The organism is Novosphingobium aromaticivorans DSM 12444 (assembly GCF_000013325.1).
GTDB classification, from domain to species: domain Bacteria; phylum Pseudomonadota; class Alphaproteobacteria; order Sphingomonadales; family Sphingomonadaceae; genus Novosphingobium; species Novosphingobium aromaticivorans.
Genome location: NC_009427.1, coordinates 65,526 through 82,830, shown reverse-complemented (window position 1 = coordinate 82,830; position 17,305 = coordinate 65,526). Strand labels below are relative to the sequence as shown.

At 64.5% G+C, this 17,305-nt stretch carries 17 protein-coding genes; 8 read left to right on the top strand and 9 right to left on the bottom strand.

Annotated elements, in window-relative coordinates; translation table 11 throughout:
- Positions 1–11: 11 nt before the first annotated feature.
- The 4 genes from SARO_RS18275 to SARO_RS18260 are packed head-to-tail and all read right to left on the bottom strand — an operon-like array spanning position 12 to position 2,728.
- Positions 12–395, bottom strand: a complete 384-nt coding sequence (locus tag SARO_RS18275; protein WP_011906727.1) for a c-type cytochrome — start codon at positions 393–395, stop codon at positions 12–14.
- A gap of 21 nt (positions 396–416) precedes the next feature.
- Entirely contained in the window at positions 417–1,997 is a 1,581-nt protein-coding gene (locus SARO_RS18270) for an FAD-binding oxidoreductase (RefSeq protein WP_011906726.1), read from the bottom strand.
- Positions 1,998–2,015: 18 nt separating this feature from the next.
- A complete protein-coding gene (locus tag SARO_RS18265) occupies positions 2,016–2,357 on the bottom strand; it encodes a c-type cytochrome (RefSeq protein WP_011906725.1) in 342 nt (113 codons plus the stop codon).
- Complete coding sequence (locus SARO_RS18260) at positions 2,354–2,728, bottom strand: hypothetical protein (protein WP_011906724.1); 375 nt, start codon at positions 2,726–2,728, stop codon at positions 2,354–2,356. The genes SARO_RS18265 and SARO_RS18260 overlap by 4 nt, the downstream gene beginning before the upstream one ends.
- Positions 2,729–3,071: 343 nt before the next feature.
- Between SARO_RS18260 and SARO_RS18255 the strand changes: the two genes are divergently transcribed.
- Positions 3,072–4,694: a sigma-54-dependent Fis family transcriptional regulator gene (locus SARO_RS18255; RefSeq protein ID WP_011906723.1), complete on the top strand. Its 1,623-nt coding sequence runs from the start codon at positions 3,072–3,074 to the stop codon at positions 4,692–4,694.
- Between the two features lie 7 nt (positions 4,695–4,701).
- On the opposite strand, the gene SARO_RS18250 is transcribed toward SARO_RS18255, so the two are convergent.
- On the bottom strand, positions 4,702–5,418 hold the full coding sequence (locus SARO_RS18250) for an SDR family NAD(P)-dependent oxidoreductase (RefSeq protein ID WP_011906722.1): 717 nt from the start codon (positions 5,416–5,418) through the stop codon (positions 4,702–4,704).
- A complete protein-coding gene (locus SARO_RS18245; RefSeq protein ID WP_011906721.1) occupies positions 5,408–6,430 on the bottom strand; it encodes an NADP-dependent oxidoreductase in 1,023 nt (340 codons plus the stop codon). The genes SARO_RS18250 and SARO_RS18245 overlap by 11 nt, the downstream gene beginning before the upstream one ends.
- Positions 6,431–6,582: 152 nt before the next feature.
- On the opposite strand from SARO_RS18245, the gene SARO_RS18240 reads away from it, so the two are divergent.
- Positions 6,583–8,943, top strand: a complete 2,361-nt coding sequence (locus SARO_RS18240; protein ID WP_011906720.1) for a TonB-dependent receptor — start codon at positions 6,583–6,585, stop codon at positions 8,941–8,943.
- Between the two features lie 96 nt (positions 8,944–9,039).
- Complete coding sequence (locus SARO_RS18235) at positions 9,040–9,804, top strand: SDR family NAD(P)-dependent oxidoreductase (protein ID WP_011906719.1); 765 nt, start codon at positions 9,040–9,042, stop codon at positions 9,802–9,804.
- A gap of 20 nt (positions 9,805–9,824) precedes the next feature.
- Here the strand turns inward: SARO_RS18235 and SARO_RS18230 are convergent, their stop codons facing one another.
- Positions 9,825–10,625 carry a ThuA domain-containing protein gene (locus SARO_RS18230; RefSeq protein WP_011906718.1) on the bottom strand — a complete coding sequence of 267 codons (801 nt, stop codon included), beginning with the start codon at positions 10,623–10,625 and terminating at the stop codon, positions 9,825–9,827.
- Positions 10,625–11,635 carry an NADP-dependent oxidoreductase gene (locus SARO_RS18225; protein ID WP_011906717.1) on the bottom strand — a complete coding sequence of 337 codons (1,011 nt, stop codon included), beginning with the start codon at positions 11,633–11,635 and terminating at the stop codon, positions 10,625–10,627. The genes SARO_RS18230 and SARO_RS18225 overlap by 1 nt, the downstream gene beginning before the upstream one ends.
- A 145-nt stretch (positions 11,636–11,780) precedes the next feature.
- Between SARO_RS18225 and SARO_RS18220 the strand changes: the two genes are divergently transcribed.
- The 5 genes from SARO_RS18220 to arsB all read left to right on the top strand — a co-directional run bounded on the left by SARO_RS18220 (position 11,781) and on the right by arsB (position 16,763).
- Positions 11,781–14,255, top strand: a complete 2,475-nt coding sequence (locus SARO_RS18220; RefSeq protein ID WP_011906716.1) for a TonB-dependent receptor — start codon at positions 11,781–11,783, stop codon at positions 14,253–14,255.
- A 126-nt stretch (positions 14,256–14,381) separates the two neighbouring features.
- Positions 14,382–14,726 (top strand): ArsR/SmtB family transcription factor, encoded by a 345-nt coding sequence (locus SARO_RS18215; RefSeq protein WP_011906715.1) that lies wholly within the window; start codon positions 14,382–14,384, stop codon positions 14,724–14,726.
- On the top strand, positions 14,723–15,196 hold the full coding sequence (locus tag SARO_RS18210) for an ArsI/CadI family heavy metal resistance metalloenzyme (protein WP_011906714.1): 474 nt from the start codon (positions 14,723–14,725) through the stop codon (positions 15,194–15,196). Before SARO_RS18215 ends, SARO_RS18210 begins: the two co-directional genes overlap by 4 nt.
- Positions 15,193–15,699 (top strand): arsenate reductase ArsC, encoded by a 507-nt coding sequence (locus tag SARO_RS18205; RefSeq protein WP_011906713.1) that lies wholly within the window; start codon positions 15,193–15,195, stop codon positions 15,697–15,699. The genes SARO_RS18210 and SARO_RS18205 overlap by 4 nt, the downstream gene beginning before the upstream one ends.
- Positions 15,699–16,763 carry an ACR3 family arsenite efflux transporter gene (gene arsB, locus SARO_RS18200; RefSeq protein WP_011906712.1) on the top strand — a complete coding sequence of 355 codons (1,065 nt, stop codon included), beginning with the start codon at positions 15,699–15,701 and terminating at the stop codon, positions 16,761–16,763. Before SARO_RS18205 ends, arsB begins: the two co-directional genes overlap by 1 nt.
- A gap of 12 nt (positions 16,764–16,775) precedes the next feature.
- Here arsB and SARO_RS18195 read toward each other — a convergent pair whose 3' ends face one another.
- The gene (locus SARO_RS18195; protein WP_011906711.1) at positions 16,776–17,204 is read right to left on the bottom strand and encodes a nuclear transport factor 2 family protein; all 429 of its coding nucleotides are present in this window, start codon (positions 17,202–17,204) and stop codon (positions 16,776–16,778) included.
- Positions 17,205–17,305: the final 101 nt, after the last annotated feature.

Sequence of the window (17,305 nt, the reverse complement as noted above, 5' to 3'; positions counted from 1 at the left end):
GGCCGCGTCCGTCACTTCACGCTGGCAAGGTAGGCGAGCAAGGCCTGCCGCGCGCCCGCGTCGGCGAGGCCGGGGTAAGGCATGCGGTTGCCCGGCACGGCCTTGGAAGGGCCGGCCACGAACTTGTCGAGCCGCGCCTTGTCCCACGTGAAAGAGGCCTTGGCGAGCGCCGGCGAATACTTGAAGCCAGCCGCCTTGCCGGCCTTGCGCCCGACGACGCCGGCAAGACTGGGGCCGATCTGGTTCTTTCCAGCCACGACCGAATGGCACGCGCCGCACTGGGTCTTGAACACTTGCTGGCCCTTGGCAGGGCTCGCGGCGGTCTGGGCAAGGGCGATGGGGGCGGCCCCGAGCGCGACGAGCGCGCCCAGGACCGGGGGGAGAATCTTCTTCATTTGCCTGTTTCCGTTTGCGGATCAGATACGGATGCCGGACTTGCCCGGCGCGAGGATGCCGTTCGGGTCGAGCGCGCGCTTCAGCGTCTGGTCGACCTTGCGCTTGACCGGGCCATAGAGGTCCGCCGTCTGGTCCATGAACGCGGTGTTGACGCGATAGACCGCATATCCACGCTTGCCGAACTCGCTCAGCAGCTTGCCGAAGCATTCGTGCGCGCGCTTCATCTCCTCCGGATCGGAGCGGTCGTAGAGCACGTCGATGATGTGGTGCATGTCGCGCATGCCGACGATGTATTCGGCCACATAATCGAGCCCGTATTCGCCCAGGATTTCCTTGGCGAGACGCGTCTGCTCCACGGTTTCGCTGCCCTTGGCTGCGGTAACCGGCGCGAACCACATCGATCCGCCGCCACCGCGCCAGCGATAGAGGCCGAATTCCTGCATCGTCATGTCGCCGCGCATCAGCTTGGCGCGATAGTTGAAAGGCTGGGTGTCGCCGGCCTCTTCCTCGGTGATGATCTTGCCCTTGCCGCTGGCCTTGATCGCGCCGGTGATGATCTGCCAGTTGACGTCGACCTGCTCCTTGGTGCCGTAAAGCGCGGCATAGACGTTCCAAGCGCCCAGGCCTTCCTTGGCCTTGATCTCTTCAAGCACGCTGTCGGGGGTGGTGCCGGTGCCGTCATAGTACTTGCTGCGCGGCATCAGCGCGGCGGCTTCCCACATCACGTTGGCGAACACCATCGCGTTGGGAATGACGTTCGCGATGCGCAGCGGGCGCAGCGTCTCCACGATGTCGTGGATGTCCTCGTCGTTGTCGTAGCGGATGCAGAACGGCTTGTAGACGGGCGGCTTTGGCATCAGCCACATGCCCATCTTGGTCACGATGCCATAGTTCGACTGCGTGAAGATGCCGTCGAGATAGGGTCCGTAACCCCACTTGAACACCTGCCAGGCGCTGGTCCCTTCGACCCCGCCCATGCCGGTGCGCAGGACTTCGCCGTTCGCTAGGACGACTTCCATCCCGCACTGCATCATGAAGTGTTCGCCATAGGGCGTGTAGCCGACGCCGCGATCCACCGTGTTGCCAAGCGGTCCGGCGATAGCCGACGGCGCCGGGCACGACAGCCACAGCGGGATGTCATGCTCTTCCAGATAGTCCTTGAGCTGCTGGTAGGTCACGCCCGGTTCGACCAGCGCGGTGCACAGCACCGGGTCGACCTCGAGAATGCGGTTCATGTGCTTGAGATCGAGGACGACCTGTCCGGCGCTTTGCGGCGCGGCAGATCCGTAGCCGAAATTGCGCCCGGTCGAGATCGTCCAGATCGGCACCTTGTAGTCGTTGCAGACCTTCAGGATCTTCTGGATCTCGCCGACCTCGCGAGCATAGAGCACGGCCGAGGGGCGGTGCAGGTCCTCGCTCTCCGCGATCATCACCTTGGTATAGGGGGCGATGTGATCGGCATCGGTCAGCACGTTCTGCGGCCCGAGGATCGCGACGAATTCTGCAATGGCGGATGCCATGTCGGTTGCGCTGACGCCGGCGGGCAGCACGGCAGGTGCTTCGGGAGCGCTCGCGGCGGCAGTCTTGGTCTTGCTTGGCATGTCTGTGTCTCCGTCCGCTCAGCGCTTGGCTGCGGGCTTGGGCATCTTGGAGGTGGAAACGAGGCGCGCGACGCCATTCAGCGTTGCGTCGTCGATTGCCGAATGCGGAAAGGCCGGCATCGCCAGCATGCCGTTGCGCACCACCTGCTGGATGTATTCCGGCGGCAGGGCGCGGCCGCGCAGTTCGGGGCCCACACCCGTCAGGTGACAGCGCGAGCAGGTCTTTTCCCAGGCTTCCTGAGGGCTCTTCCACTGGCCGGCGGGCGTTGCCGCAGGCGTGGGGGCCGCGCCGACCGGAAGGGCGAGAGCGGCGGCGAGGACAACGCTGGCGGCGACCAGCGGGAAAGTGCGAACGATCATGCGGCGACTCCAGTGGCGGGGCGGGTGGCCTTGGGCGGGTTGGGTGCGAGCACGGGGCGGAGCCGCGCGCGCTGGTCCATGTTGGCGATGTCGAACAGCACGGCGTCGGCCCCGTCGAGGTAGAGGGCGATCTCGCGGCCCACCGCGCCGCCCACCGCTTCGCGCATTTGTGCCAGGCGTTGCGAGTAGTCGCCCGAAAGCACCACGACCGGTCCGGTCCAGTCCGCTGGCACGGCATTGCGGCGCGACGCGATGGCGAGAGGTCCGGCCGTGCCGATGACGGCGGCGGCGGGCACGGCCGTGGCCACGGTCGCGACCGTACTGACGGAGAGGAACGTCCTTCGGCTCATGGCCGGGATGGCGGGTGGCATACGGTTTCTCCTCACATGGGCCGTCTCGTTCGGGCGGCGGCGAGCGGGAGAAAGGTGCGCATGCGGGGCAGTTGCCTCGCGCAAGCCAGCATCCTCCAGCTCATCCGCCGCTTTCACGCGGCTGTGCCTCAGGAGATTGCAACGGCCGTGCCAAACGGGCCTCGGGAGCATCAGATATCAGTTATATAATTGAAATATATTAGGATTGTACCTGATTGGACATATACGGGCCCATTCCCGCGATCTTTCGAGCGACGGCGCGAAATGCATGAATTAAGACATTTCTTGCGCCAGACTGTACGAAATAATACAGTCGGGTTGTCTCATCGCTTGCGAGTCCGCCGTGTCAGCCGACCTCTTCAGCCAGCTCCACTTCGACCATGCCCAAGGTCATATCTGGCTGGCAGGCCGGCGCATGATGATGATCCACGCCCGCGCCTTCGGACTCCTGCGCCACGAAGTGGTCGAGGCTCTTGGGCTCGAGAAGGCCCGTGGCCTGTTCACGCGGCAGGGTTACAACAGCGGGGCGATGGACGCCGAGATCGCGAGCAAGGTCCGCCCCGGTGCCACCATCGACGAGATGTTCGCGGTCGGTCCGGAGCTGCACATGCTCGAAGGCATGGTTCGGGCCGAACCTGTCGAAGTCACCGTCGACACCGGAAAGGGCGCGTTCGCTGCCGAATATATCTGGCGCGGGTCGACCGAGTGCGCTGCCCACGTCGAACTGTTCGGGACCGGCGCCTATCCCGCGGGCTGGTCGCAGGCGGGCTATGCCAGCGGCTATGCCAGCGTGTTCCTGGGCCGCCCGATCCTTTTTCGCGAGGTCGAATGCATTGCCATGGGCCATGCCCATTGTCGCGTCGTCGGACGTCCCGTCGACGAATGGCGGGGCGGCGAGGACGACTTGCGCTTCATGCGCGGCGAACAGCTCAACGAGATCAGCCGACTTGTCCCCGGAACGGCTGCCGTCGCCGGTGCCGAAGGTCGCCCCATCGTCGGTGCTTCCGCCGGTTTCAACGTGGCGTTCGACATGCTTGGCCATGTTGCCGATACCGATGCGGTCGTCCTTTTCCTTGGCGAAAGCGGAGTCGGCAAGGAAATCTTCGCGCGCAATCTTCACGCCATGGGCCGCCGAGCCGAAGGACCGTTCATCGGCGTGAACTGCGCCGCAATCCCCGAAAGCCTGATCGAGGCCGAACTGTTCGGCGTAGAGAAGGGCGCATTCACCGGCGCCACCGCATCGCGTGCCGGCCGGTTCGAACGCGCCCGGGGCGGGACCTTGTTCCTCGACGAAATCGGCACGCTTTCCCTCGCCGCCCAGGGCAAGCTGCTGCGCGCCATCCAGGAAGGCGAGTACGAGCGCGTCGGCGGCACGAAAGTCCACAAGACCGATGTCCGTCTCGTCGCAGCCACCAACGTGGATCTTCGCGCTGCGGTGGAGGCGGGCGAGTTTCGCGCCGACCTTTTCTACCGTCTCAACGTCTTTCCGATCCGCATTCCGCCGTTGCGCGAGCGCCGCGCCGACCTGCCCCTGCTCATGGAACATTTCCTCGCGCTCTACAGCAAGCGCTACGCCAAGACGGTCACCGGCTTCGAGGAAAGTGCCGTTGCCGCCATGCTCGGCTATGAATGGCCCGGCAATATCCGCGAACTGGAGAACGTGATCGAGCGCGGCGTCATCATGGCACGCGACGGCGATCCGCTGCGGCTGCATCACCTGTTCAGCGGCGGCGAAGTGCTTGGCCCGCGCGCGTTTCGCGTGGTCGATGGCGATGTCGTGGCGTCCGCGTCCGGTGCCGATCCCGCCGCAGGCCTCGTCGATGCCGGCATCGACCTGGAGACGACCGAGCGCCGCATGATCGCACGCGCACTGGAAAAGGCCGGGGGCAACAAGACCCGCGCGGCAGCGCTCCTCGGCCTTACGCGCGCCCAGCTCCTTTATCGCCTCGGCCGCGAGGGCGCCTGAACCTGGGTCAGTGCCGCACCATCGCGCCGCCGTCGACCCATACCCCATGCCCCGACATGAAGCGCGCATCGTCGCTGCACAGGAACGCGATCACATCGGCAATGTCTTCGGGTTGACCCAGGCGGCGCAAGGCGGCCTTGTTTTCCCAGAACGTCCGGAACTCGGGCATCCGGGTAAAGGCCGGCGCGGTCATCGGCGTGGCGATCGCGCCCGGTTGCACGCAGTTCGCGGTAACGCCGAACGGGCCCAGTTCCGCCGCGACCGACTTGGTAAAGCCCAGTACCGCGTGCTTCGATGCGGAATAGGCGCAGAGCCCTTCGTCGCCGTGGCTCGACGTGGTCGAGCCGATCGTCACGATCCGCCCGTTGCCAGCGGCCTTAAGCCAGGGTGCCGCGTCGCGCACGAGGCGAAACACCGCAACGAGGTTCACGTCCAGGACCTTCAGGAAATAGGCGTCGTCGTGCCCCTCGAGAGGGTGGAACGCGCTGATCCCCGCGCAGGGCACCAGCGTGTCCAGTCCGCCCATCGCCGCCACGGCCTGTTCGACCAGCCGGGCATTCGCGCCCTCTGCCGTCAGGTCCGCGACGAGGTCTACATCGCCCTGCACATCGGCGGTGAAGACCTGCGCGCCATCGGCCCGTAGCCGCGCCGCCGTGGCCGCGCCGATGCCCGATCCGGCGCCGGTGACGATGGCCTTGCGCCCCAGTAGACGGTCAGAGGCCATCGGCGATCTTCAGCACGAGCTTGCCGGTGTTTGCGCCGGTGAAAAGGCGCATGAAAGCATCGTAGGCGTTCTCGAGACCCACCTGAACGTCCTCGTCGATCCGCAACCGGCCCTCGGCCATCCACTGCGCCATCACCGCGCCACCTTCGGCAAAGCGCGGCGCGTAGTCCATGATGAGATAGCCAAAAAGCGTCGCCTGCTGGGTCAGCACCTGCCACAGGTTGCGCACGCCGATCTTGGTCGGCGAATTGTACTCGCTGATGAGCCCGCACAACACGATGCGCGCATGCTTGGCAAGGTTGAGCAGCTCGGCGTCCATCACGTCGCCGCCGACGTTCTCGAACACCACGTCAGCCCCGCCGGGCGCTGCCTCGCGGATTTCCGCGGCAAGCTGTTCCACGCTCTTGCCCTTGTAGTCGATGGCTACGTCGAATCCATAGTCGTCGATCAGTCGGCGGCACTTGGCCGGGCCCCCGGCAATGCCGATCACCCTGCAGCCCAGGATCTTGCCGATCTGGCCCACGGCGGAGCCGACGGCCCCTGCCGCGCCAGACACGAGGAGCGTCTCCCCCGGCTTCGGCTTCGCCACTTCGGTAAGGCCGAAATAGGCGGTCAGGCCGACCGCGCCCATGGCGGAAAGGAACCGTGATGGCGATTGGACTACAGATGGATCAACCTTCATGGTGAATCCACCCGGCTCGTTTACCGAATAGTCCTCCAGCCCGTTGAGGCCCAGAACCCAGTCGCCGACGGCGAAATCGGGGTTCCGCGATGTGGCGACGACACCCACCGTGCTTGCCCTGACCGGCGTGCCCAGCGGGATCGGCGGCATGTAGCTTGGCGCATCATCCATCCAGCCACGCTGGGCCGGGTCGAGCGAGGCATAGCAGTTGCGCACCACGAAGCCGCCTTCCGGCGCATCCGGAACTGTTTGTTCGACAAGAGAAAAGTCTTCCGGAACCGGCGTGCCGTGGGGGCGACGGGCCAGCAGGAATCGGCGGTTGACGGTCATCGTGAACTCTCCCGGTTATCTATCCAAGGATGCAGCATGGCGCGCATGGGGCACCTGTAACAAGTCGCAGTTGGTTCCCGAACGGCGTCGGAGGATGAAAGCAGCGAGCCATCGTTCGTGACAGGACGAGGTGACCCTTGAGGGAGGATTGCATGAAGACCCAAGCCACGCGGCGGCTGATCGTCGTTGCCCTTACCACCACTGCAATCGGTTTCTCGGTGCCGGCATTCGCCGCCGAAGCCGATGAGCAGCAGGCGGCGCAGACCGCCGAGGCGACCGATTCAGGCGACACCGGCGCGATCATCGTCACTGCCCGTCGCCGTTCGGAAACCCTGCAGTCGACCCCGGTTGCCATTACCGCCGTCAACACCGCCATGCTTGAAAGCAAGGCCGCAGTGAACATCGGCGATCTTCAGGGCGCGGCTCCTGGCCTTCTCATCACGCAGCAGAATTCGGGCGCGCAGGCGGCCAACATCTCGATCCGCGGCCTGACCTATGCGGATATCGAGAAGTCGCAGACGCCGACCGTCGGCGTCGTTGTCGATGGCGTGACCATCGGCACCAACACCGGCCAGCTCCAGGACGCCTTCGATGTCGCCCAGATCGAAGTCCTGCGCGGTCCGCAAGGCACGCTGTTCGGCGCGAACACCATCGGCGGCGTCATCAACATCACGCGTTCGAAGCCCACGATGGAACCCGGCGCCAAGGCCGAGTTCTCCTATGGCCGCTGGAACACGATGTCGCTCAAGGCCATCGCCAACTACGGCGACGGTGATACCTGGGGCGTCAAGGCGTTCTACTTCCACAACGAGACCGACGGTTTCTACCGCAATGTCACGCGCAACACGAATGCGGGCTGGAGCGTTGGCAACACCGTCGGCGGCAGCCTGCTGTTCAAGCCTGCGGGCTCGGGCTTCGACGCGCAGTTGACGGTCGAGCACGTCAGCCAGAAGTTCGATCCGGTCGTCAGCAACCTGACCAACAGCACCGAGGTGTTCTGCGGCTTCATTCCTGAGCGTGAGTGCAACCGCAACAACACGACCGATCTTTACACCACCTTCGGTGACTATGCCGAGAGCACCTACAATGCTCCCGACGCAACGCTGGAAATGAACTACGATCTGGGTGGAGTGAAGCTGACCTCGATTACCGGTTGGCGCCATTCCAAGGAGGCGCAGACTCAGGACTTCGACGGTTCATCGACCGACCTGTATTACGTCGATCGTCGCCAGCACTACACGCAGTGGAGCCAGGAGCTGCGCGCTGCAGGGAATCTCTTCGACGGCTTCGACTATGTCGTTGGCGGTTACTTCTTCAGCTCGAAGTATGACCTGACGCAGTGGAGCCGAGTATTCGGCTTCGATTCTTCAACCCCTCCGACCAAGTTCGACACGGCCGCGCAGCACGTCGAAGGGAAGACCAAGAGCTATGCGTTCTTCGGCGACTTCAACTGGGCTTTCGCGCCGGGCTTCCGCCTCTCGTTCGGCGGCCGTTTCAGCCACGACAACAAGAAGCTCAGCAACGGCTTTGCCGATGGCGTCCTGCTCGATCCCGACAACCTCGATCTCAGCAAGATCGCGCTGGTCGGCAAGGGCGATGCCAGCTTCAACAAGTTCACTCCCAAAGTCGGCATCGACTGGCGCCCGACGCCGGACCTGATGGTCTATGCCTCGTGGTCGCGTGGCTATCGTTCGGGCGGTTTCAGCCCCCGCGCCGCTACCGCTGCAACGGCCAGCACGCCGTTCCAGCCCGAAACGGTCGACGCCTACGAAGTCGGCGTGAAGCTGGCAGCTTTCGATCGCAAGCTTGAGCTGAACGTCGCCGGCTTCGTGTCCGACTACAAGGACATGCAGCAGAACCTGACCGTGCCTGGCGGCCCCACCGGCAACCAGACGATCACCGGCAACGTTCCGGGTGGCGCGCTGATCAAGGGCATCGAAGTCGACGGCACTGTCCGCGTGACCGAAAACTTCAAGCTCACCGGCTCGATCGCGGTGATGGACTCGCACTTCCGCAACTTCGTCACCTGTGGCGCCTATGCCGGCGGTGCGGTGGCGACCAACGATTGCGGCACCGGTCTCGTTCCATTCGACTATTCGAAGAACCGTCTGATCTACGCGCCTGATTTCACCGCTTCGCTCAGCGCGGAATACACCCTGCCGACGAGCTTCGGCGACGTTTCGGCCAACGTCGGCTGGCGCCACATCTCGCCCTATGACGAACAGCTCTCCGCTGCTTCGCTTACCCCTACGCTCAACGGCGATGGCGAAGCGACGCGGATCACCGTCGAAGGCAACGATCCGCGCGTCCGCACCACCACGCAGGATCTGGTCGATGCGGCGCTGACCTTCAACTTCGATTTCGACAATACCAAGGCCTATGTCCGCGTCTTCGGCCGCAACCTGCTGAACGAGAAGACCACGACCCACGCATTTACCGTCGCGGGACTGTGGTCGTTCGGCATGGCGCTCGAACCGCGCACCTATGGCGCGACGCTGGGGGTCAAGTTCTGAAGACCCGCGCGACGATTATCTGATCCACCTTGCCGGGGGGAGGGGAAGGGTGCTTGCACCCCTTCCTTCCTCCCGCCCTTTTTTGGAGAAATCGAAATGGCACGTCTTTCCGGCAAGATTGCTCTCGTGACGGGCGGCGCGTCGGTGCCGGGCCTCGGCAGCGCGACGGCGCAACGCTTTGCGGAGGAAGGCGCGAAAGTGTGGCTCACTGACCGCGACCTCGCCGGCGCCGAAAAAGTCGCCGAAGGCATTCGTGCGGCCGGCGGCCAGGCGCGGGCGCTGCTGCACGATGTGACCAACGAGGCGCAATGGGACGAAGTCTTCGCCGCGATCGAGGCCGAGGACGGCAAGCTCGACGTTCTTGTAAACAATGCCGGCATCGCGGTCCTGCGCCCGATCGCCGAAATGACCACTGCCGACTGGAACCTCCAGAATTCGGTCAATCTCGATAGCGTGTTCCAGGGGACCAAGCGTGCGGTCGTGCTGATGCGCAAGACCGGCACCAAGGGCTCGATCATCAACATTTCGTCGGTCGCCGGCCTGATCGGCGTGCCGGCATGTGGTGCTTATGCCGCGGCGAAGGGCGGCGTCCGTCTGTTCTCGAAGACCATCGCGGTCGAGACGGCCAAGGATGGCATCCGCGTGAACTCGGTCCACCCTGGCATGATCCTGACCAATATCCAGGGCGTCGCGCAGGAAGACAACGCGGCGAACTACGACGCCACGCTTGCGCTCGTGCCGATGGGCTACATGGGCGATCCGCTCGACATCGCGAACATGAACCTGTTCCTTGCGTCCGATGAATCCCGCTATGTCACCGGCACCGAACTGGTGGTCGACGGCGGCATGACCGCACTTTGACCCTGGCGGCGGGGCGGGCGTCAGCCCCGCTCCGCTACCCACCGGATCGCGTTCTCCACCAGCCTGCGATAGTGCGGGTTGCCATAGGCGGAAGGCCCGTCACCCGGCTGCAGGTAGACCAGCCGACTGTTGATTGCCTGCTTCGCCCAGCCGATCAGGTTCGATCCGGGTGGATGGTCCCATCCCTCGCGGCTGAACATCTGTCCCTTCACCGCAAGGTCCGCCGACCAGAAATGCTCGCGGTCGAACGCGGCCGACGAGCGAAGGAGCGGCGTCACGCCTTCCTCGCAGACCTGCCCGAGATAAAGTTCGTCGGTCAGCGTGAACTGTGCGGGAACGCCTGCCGTCACCGGATGACCCGCAACGACGGAAACATCGTGCGTCACGTCGTGGCAATAGCCACTGTCCGCCACGGGGCGTCCCTGCCATGTGCCGGGATGGTAGAAGAACTGCCCGCCTAGCCATTCGTGATATTCGGCCCACGTCGGCCACCCGGCAAGCGCGTGATGGAGCGCCACGACGCCCTTGCCTTCGGTCAGAAGCGCCTTCAATCCAGACCTAAAGTTAACTTCAGGTTCCTTGTAAAGTGGCGGATTCTCGGGGCTTTCGAAGTCCAGCCCGGGCATGTCGTAAAGCACCAGCACATCGAAGCCCCGCATCCCCTCGGGGTTCATCAGCCGAGCTGCCGCGGGCTGGTCCACCATCGTCGCGGAGATGCCATCCATCGCCTGGAACACCTCGTCGAAGGCAGTCCGGTCGAACGGGTGGCCCCGCACGGCGACCAGGCATTGCAGCGGAGCACGGTGGTGGATGATCGGCATCAGTCGCCGACCTTGACGATGACCTTGCCGATCGCCTTGCCGGAGAGCATCCGTTCGTAGCCTTCCAGCACGTTCTCCAGCCCCACCGTCTCGTTGAGGCGTACCGTCAGCTTGCCCGCATCGACCCATTCGCGGAGGATTGGCATGAACTCGGCCCCGCGATGGAGGAAGTCGGGGATGAAGAAGCCCTCGATCCGCAGGCGCCGCATCAGCACCTGGTCGAACCGCGCGGGTCCGGGGAGGGGGGCGTCATTGTCGTAGGCCGCCACCATGCCGCACACCGCGACGCGGCCGTAGTGCGCCATGTTCGGCAGCACGGCGTCGAGCATCGGTCCGCCGACGTTGTCGAAATAGGCGTTAACGCCGCCAGGCACTTCGGCAAGGCGCGCGGCCACGTCCTCGTTCTTGTAGTCGATGGCAATGTCGACGCCCAATTCCTCGACAAGGTAGCGGCACTTCTCCGCGCCGCCGGCAATGCCCACGACCTTGGCGCCAAGGTTGCGCCCCACCTGGCAGGCCATGCTCCCGGTCGCGCCCGCCGCCGCCGAGACGACCAGCCATTCGCCGGGGCTGATCGCGGCCACTTCGCGCACGCCGACAAAGGCGGTCCAGGCATTCATGCCCAGCGCACCGAAGTGCTGGCGAATGTCCGCGATTCCGTCGTCCACCGCCTCGAGACCGGAAAGCGCCGGAACGACAGTGGCGTAATCCGCCCATTGGCCAAACCCGCGCACCAGGGTGCCGGCCGGAAATGCCGGGTCGCGGCTTTCGCTCACCCGGCCCAGCACAAGACCCGCCATCTTCGAACCCAGCGGCAACGGGGGCTGGTAGCCGTCGGTTCGCGGGCTCATCCACATGCGTGTGCCTGCGTCCATCGATAGCCATCCGACCCTCACCCGCACTTCGCCTTCGCCAAGCGCCGGAAGAGTCTCGGTCTGAAGGCTCAGCGCCGATGCGAAGTCTGAGCCTTCGGGGTGTCGATCAAGGCGCCAGAAGCGGTTTTCGGTCATCGCAATTCCTCTCGGCAGCAGGGGTGCCGACGCTACGGCATCCGGGCACCTAGCCAAATGGCGAGGCTAACCCATTGCGCAGGCATGGATTGCATCGCCATGGGACTAGACGCGCGCTCAGGACAATTAAAAGGGAGGATACGATATGCGTACCCTGAAGGGACTTCTGTTGGCGACCTGCGCGCTCGGCGCGGCCGCACCGGCTTATGCTCAGGACGCGGCGCAGGAAGGCGCCAGCGCCGGTGGCCTCGAGGAAATCATCGTCACGGCCCGCAAGCGCGAGGAATCGGTGCAGACCGTGCCCGTCGCCGTTACCGCGATCTCCGAAAAGGTGATCATGCAGCGTGACATCACCTCGATCGAGAAGATTGCGGCGGCTACCCCCAACCTCAGCGTCGGTCGCGCCTCGAACGGTTCGGGCGCCCAGCTCACCATGCGCGGCATCGGTTCGTCGTCGACCTCGATCGGCATCGAACAGTCCGTCGCCGTGGTCGTCGATGGCGCCTACTACGGCCAGGGCCGTATCATCCAGGAAGGCTTCTTCGACCTCAAGCGCGTCGAAGTGCTCAAGGGCCCGCAGGCCCTGTTCTTCGGCAAGAACGCCACCGCTGGCGTGATCAGCCTGACCACGAATGACCCGGGCAACGACCGCGAGTTCATCGCCCGTGCCGGCTACGAGTTCAAGGCGCAGCAGTACATGGGCGAATTCATCGCCTCGGGCCCGCTGTCCGATACCTTCGGCGTGCGCCTCGCCCTGCGCGGCACCAAGATGGACGGCGCCTACTACGACAACGTCTCGGTCGTGCGTACCTACACCACGGCCGACGTCGCCAATGGCTTTGCCGCCACGCCGCATTCCGCCACGGTCGCATCCGACGGCCCGGGCGAGAAGGAATTCCTCGGCCGCCTGACGCTCAAGTTCACGCCGTCCGACGACCTGACGATGACCGTCAAGGGCAGCTTCGACTACAACAAGACGAAGAACAGCTCCTGGAACTACGTGGCCTACAATTGCGGCCTTGCCTCGGGCGTCAGCCAGCTCTCGGGCTACAAGTGCGGCACCGATTTCGTCACGCACCAGAACAACATCCCGACCGACATCGCCAAGACCTTCCCGTTCTCGGAAGACGACGGCCAGCTCTACAACCGCTACCGGTCGTGGGCGATCAACGGCAACATCGTCTACAACGTGGGTGACGTGACGATCAGCTCGGTCACCAACTACAACACCAACAACAACCGCTGGGCTTGCGCCTGCGACTTCCAGTCGAGCGACACCGGTACCTGGGCGACCGAGAACTCGACCTGGCGCGCCTTCAGCCAGGAACTGCGCGCCCAGACCGCGTTCGACGGTCCGATCAACCTCATGGTTGGCGGTCTCTACCAGAAGACCAAGCGCCTGTTCGACCAGAACGTGATGTTCGCGGGCCTCGAGAACAGCGATGCCTCGCCGGCGAACCGCTACCTCGCGGGCAGCAAGTCGAGCTTCACCAATGGCGAGACGGCGGCCCTCTTCGGCCAGGTCACCTGGAAGATCGTGCCCACCGTCGAACTGGCGGGCGGCGTGCGCTATACTCACGAGACCAAGGAAAGCTATTTCGTCCAGCCCTACAACAACCCGTACCTGACGAGCGGTGGCGGCCTGCCGATCTTCCGCAGCGCGGACTCGCCGGACGGCCTTGGCGAAATCCGCGCCAACCAGACCTTCGACGACTGGTCGCCGGAAGTCACCCTGACCTGGAAGCCACAGGACGGCATCCTTGTCTATGGTGCCTACAAGACAGCCTACAAGTCGGGCGGTTTCTCGAATGGCGGCATCAACTCGCTGCTCTCCAGCGACCCGCTGGGCGACCTTACTTTCAATCCGGAAAAGGCGCGCGGCTTTGAAGCCGGCATCAAGACGACGCTGGCCGACAACCAGCTTCGCCTGAACCTGACGGCGTTCACCTACAAGTATGCCGATCTCCAGGTCGACTTCTTCAACTCGCCGATCTTCGCCTTCCAGACCCTGACCGCCGATGCGCGCACCAAGGGCATCGAAGCCGAATTCGAATACGCCCCGCGCGCGCTTGACGGCCTCAATGTCCACGGTTCGGTGAACTACACAAAGGCCCGCTATACCAGCTTCCCGCTTGGCCCGTGCTATGCCGGCCAGACTCCGGCGGAAGGCTGCAACCTGACCGAAGCCGGCGCGGTGATCGGCGTGGGCGGGACCGGTGTGCGCCAGAACCTGTCCGGACGTCCGCTCTCGGTCGCGCCCGAATGGACCGGCGCGTTCGGCGTCGGCTACGACACCCCGGTCGGTTCCGGCTTCAAGTTCGGCATCAACGTCGATGCGCGCTTCTCGTCGAGCTACCTGGCCTCCGGCTTCGGTGCGGAACAGTCGCGCCAGGACAAGTACGCGACGCTTGATGCGGGCATCCGCTTCGGCGCCGAGGACGACAACTGGCAGATCGCGCTTATCGGCAAGAACCTGACCAACACCTTCTACGTCAGCGGCGTGGTCGACGGTCCGTCGACCGGTGCCGGCACCGGCACGGCGTCGGGCGTCCATGCCGACCAGCTCGGCTTTGGCAACCTGCCGCGCACGGTTCAGGTGACGGTGACCAAGCGCTTCTGATCCGTCCACAGCGACGGCTGAACACGAAGGGGCGGGGCCGCAAGGCTCCGCCCTTTTCGCATGGGGCGCTTGCGCAGGGAGTATATTTTGAATATTCATGAAATATCGAATCGAAGGAAATGACAGATGGACTCGCCCACCGTCGTCCGCGCTCTCGGCGCGCTTGCGCAGGAGCATCGCCTGGCTGCCTATCGCCTTCTGGTGCAGGCCGGGCCGCAAGGGCTGGCGGCAGGTGCCTTGTCGGGATCGCTCGGAATCGCGCCATCCTCGCTCAGCTTCCACATTGCGCAGCTCGCCAATGCAGGCCTCGTCAGCCAGCGCCGCAACGGACGCTCGATCCTCTACGCGGCCGACTATGCCGCGATGGGTGCACTGATGGGCTTCCTCACCGAAAACTGCTGCGGCGGCCAAGCTTGCGTGCCTGCCGCCGCCTGCAATCCTCCGGAACCGAAAGAAAGGGACGTCGCATGAAGCGTTTCCATGTCCACGTCGGCGTTGCCGACATCCAGGCTTCGATCGCCTTCTATTCCGGCCTGTTCGGCGCCGCCCCCACTGTCGTGCGGCCCGACTATGCCAAGTGGATGCTCGAGGATCCGCGGATCAACTTCGCCATTTCCAGCCGCGAAGATGCCACCCGCGGGATCGAGCACGTGGGCTTGCAGGTAGAGAACGAGGCCGAACTGGCGGAAGTCTATGGCCGCCTGTCCAGCGCCGGCGCGCCCGTCCTGGAAGAGGGCGCGACGACTTGCTGCTATGCAAAATCGGAAAAGAGCTGGATCGCCGATCCGGACGGCGTCGTATGGGAGGCCTTCCTGACCCGCGGCGAAAGCACGGTCTATGGCGATAGCCCCGACCTGGCCACCCTGGCCTCCCCGAACGCGGCCGAAGGCTCGTGCTGTATGCCTGCCCCCGTTGCGGCCAAGTCGGGTTGCTGCGGATGAGCCAGCGTCCATTCTCGATCCTTGTACTCTGCACGGGCAATTCCGCGCGGTCCATCCTGGGCGAGGCCATTCTCGCCGCGAAAGGTGCCGGACGGATCGCAGCCTTCAGCGCCGGCAGTAAGCCGAAGGGCGTCCCGCACCCGGGCGCCCTCCGCCTCCTCGCGCGAAAGGGAATTGATGTCGCGCCGTTCCGCTCGAAGAGCTGGAACGAGTTCACTGGCCCGGATGGCCCACCCATCGACCTTGCCATAACCGTTTGCGGCAATGCGGCGGGCGAGGCCTGCCCGGTATTCATGGGCGCTCCGCTCAAGGCGCACTGGGGCTTGCCAGATCCCGCCGATGTCACGGGCGGTGAGGCGGCCGAAGATGCCGCATTCGAGCAGACCTGGCGGTGGCTCGACATGCGGGTGGCCGCGCTGCTCGACCTGCCGTTCGAAACGATGGACAGTACACAGCTTTCCGCCCGGCTCGCCGAGATCGGACAGATGGAAGGAGCCGCCTGATGGCAACTCTCGCCGCTCCGCAGATGGAACGCCCGCACCTTTCGTTCTTCGACCGCTATCTCACCGTGTGGATTTTCGCTGCGATGGGCCTCGGCATCGCGCTGGGCAGTCTGGTGCCCGCGGTGCCACGCGCGCTTGGCGCGATGTCGGTCGGTTCGACCAGTATCCCGATCGCGATCGGCCTCATCCTGATGATGTTCCCGCCGCTGGCCAAGGTCCGCTACGAGGAACTCGGGCAGGTCTTCAGCGATGGCAAGGTTCTCGCCCTGTCCTTCGTTCTTTGCTGGATCGTTGCGCCCGCCTTCATGTTCCTGCTGTCCGTACTGCTCCTGCCGGGCATTCCGGAATACATGACCGGGCTCATCCTCATCGGCATCGCGCCCTGCATCGCGATGGTGCTGGTCTGGAACCAGCTTGCCGGTGGCAGCCCTGAATACGTGACGGGGCTCGTCGCGTTCAACTCGCTGTTCCAGATCGTGTTCTACGTGCCCTATGCGTGGTTCTACCTCACCGTGCTGCCGCCGGTCTTCGGGCTCGAAGCGCAGGTCGTGGACATCGATTTCGCGATGATAGCGCAGGCCGTCCTTACATATCTGGGCTTGCCTTTCCTTGCCGGCTTCGTCGTGCGCAAGGCGCTCGTCTCGGCGCGCGGTCGCGACTGGTACGAAGAGCGTTTCATCCCTGCGATCAGCCCGATTACGCTGGCCGCGCTGCTCTTCACCATCGTCGCCATGTTCAGCCTGAAGGGCGGCGAGATCCTTGCCCTGCCAATGGATGCCCTTCGCGTCGGCCTGCCGCTGGTGATTTTCTTCGTGGCGATGTTCGTCCTGGCCTTTGCGGCGGGACGGGCCATGGGTGTCGGTTATGAACGGACAGCATCGCTCGCGTTCACGGCGGCGTCGAACAATTTCGAACTTGCAATTGCCGTCGCGATCGCGGCTTTTGGCCTGGCCTCGCCCGTAGCCTTCGCGGCGGTGATCGGGCCGCTGGTAGAAGTGCCGGTGCTGATCGCGCTGGTAAACCTCGCCCTCTGGTTCAGGCGCGCGTGGTTCCGCGCGGCCTGAACCGGCGGGGACTCAGATGCCCTTGGGGGCGTGCTGGCGATGAATGTTGCGGAACGAGCGGGTCTTGAACAGCCACCGCCCGTCTATCTTGACGCAGGTGTCTTCGTAGACGCCGCGATCCCGCATCGTCACGTCGCCCTGGTCATAGACCTCTGCGGTATAGCTGCGCATCGTCGCCGTATCGCCGGTCACCTCAATGGAGCCTGGCCAGGCTTCGAACATGATGCCCGGATAGTTCTTCATCGCCTCGATCCACATCGCCTTGATCGCGGCGCGGCCCTTGGTGGTGCCAAGTTCGGGATAGTCGGGCAGCGACCATTCGGCATCTTCCGCCCACGTCGCCGCCCAGTCGTCCGCGTGGCAGCGGGTCACGGCGTCGGCATAGGTCTCCAGCAGTTCGCGGATGGCAAGCCGGTCTTCGGCAGGGCCGGTGAAAGGCATATCGAAACTCTCCCATTGATTGTTCGGCGTGCAGCGTAACCGTCCCCGCGCGCGCTGGAACCTGTGGCATAGGCGAGGGGGGCGATTGCCGCTCCGGCATT

What these genes read in the sequence shown, in the direction of transcription:
- SARO_RS18220 (WP_011906716.1), top strand. Translation starts at nt 11,781, where the DNA reads ATGCGTACCCTGAAGGGACTTCTGTTGGCGACCTGCGCGCTCGGCGCG.
- SARO_RS18240 (WP_011906720.1), top strand. Translation starts at nt 6,583, where the DNA reads ATGAAGACCCAAGCCACGCGGCGGCTGATCGTCGTTGCCCTTACCACC.
- SARO_RS18195 (WP_011906711.1), bottom strand. Translation starts at nt 17,204, where the DNA reads ATGCCTTTCACCGGCCCTGCCGAAGACCGGCTTGCCATCCGCGAACTG.
- SARO_RS18225 (WP_011906717.1), bottom strand. Translation starts at nt 11,635, where the DNA reads ATGACCGAAAACCGCTTCTGGCGCCTTGATCGACACCCCGAAGGCTCA.
- SARO_RS18260 (WP_011906724.1), bottom strand. Translation starts at nt 2,728, where the DNA reads ATGCCACCCGCCATCCCGGCCATGAGCCGAAGGACGTTCCTCTCCGTC.
- arsB (WP_011906712.1), top strand. Translation starts at nt 15,699, where the DNA reads ATGGCAACTCTCGCCGCTCCGCAGATGGAACGCCCGCACCTTTCGTTC.
- SARO_RS18270 (WP_011906726.1), bottom strand. Translation starts at nt 1,997, where the DNA reads ATGCCAAGCAAGACCAAGACTGCCGCCGCGAGCGCTCCCGAAGCACCT.
- SARO_RS18210 (WP_011906714.1), top strand. Translation starts at nt 14,723, where the DNA reads ATGAAGCGTTTCCATGTCCACGTCGGCGTTGCCGACATCCAGGCTTCG.
- SARO_RS18275 (WP_011906727.1), bottom strand. Translation starts at nt 395, where the DNA reads ATGAAGAAGATTCTCCCCCCGGTCCTGGGCGCGCTCGTCGCGCTCGGG.
- SARO_RS18235 (WP_011906719.1), top strand. Translation starts at nt 9,040, where the DNA reads ATGGCACGTCTTTCCGGCAAGATTGCTCTCGTGACGGGCGGCGCGTCG.
- SARO_RS18230 (WP_011906718.1), bottom strand. Translation starts at nt 10,625, where the DNA reads ATGCCGATCATCCACCACCGTGCTCCGCTGCAATGCCTGGTCGCCGTG.
- SARO_RS18245 (WP_011906721.1), bottom strand. Translation starts at nt 6,430, where the DNA reads ATGACCGTCAACCGCCGATTCCTGCTGGCCCGTCGCCCCCACGGCACG.
- SARO_RS18265 (WP_011906725.1), bottom strand. Translation starts at nt 2,357, where the DNA reads ATGATCGTTCGCACTTTCCCGCTGGTCGCCGCCAGCGTTGTCCTCGCC.
- SARO_RS18215 (WP_011906715.1), top strand. Translation starts at nt 14,382, where the DNA reads ATGGACTCGCCCACCGTCGTCCGCGCTCTCGGCGCGCTTGCGCAGGAG.
- SARO_RS18205 (WP_011906713.1), top strand. Translation starts at nt 15,193, where the DNA reads ATGAGCCAGCGTCCATTCTCGATCCTTGTACTCTGCACGGGCAATTCC.
- SARO_RS18250 (WP_011906722.1), bottom strand. Translation starts at nt 5,418, where the DNA reads ATGGCCTCTGACCGTCTACTGGGGCGCAAGGCCATCGTCACCGGCGCC.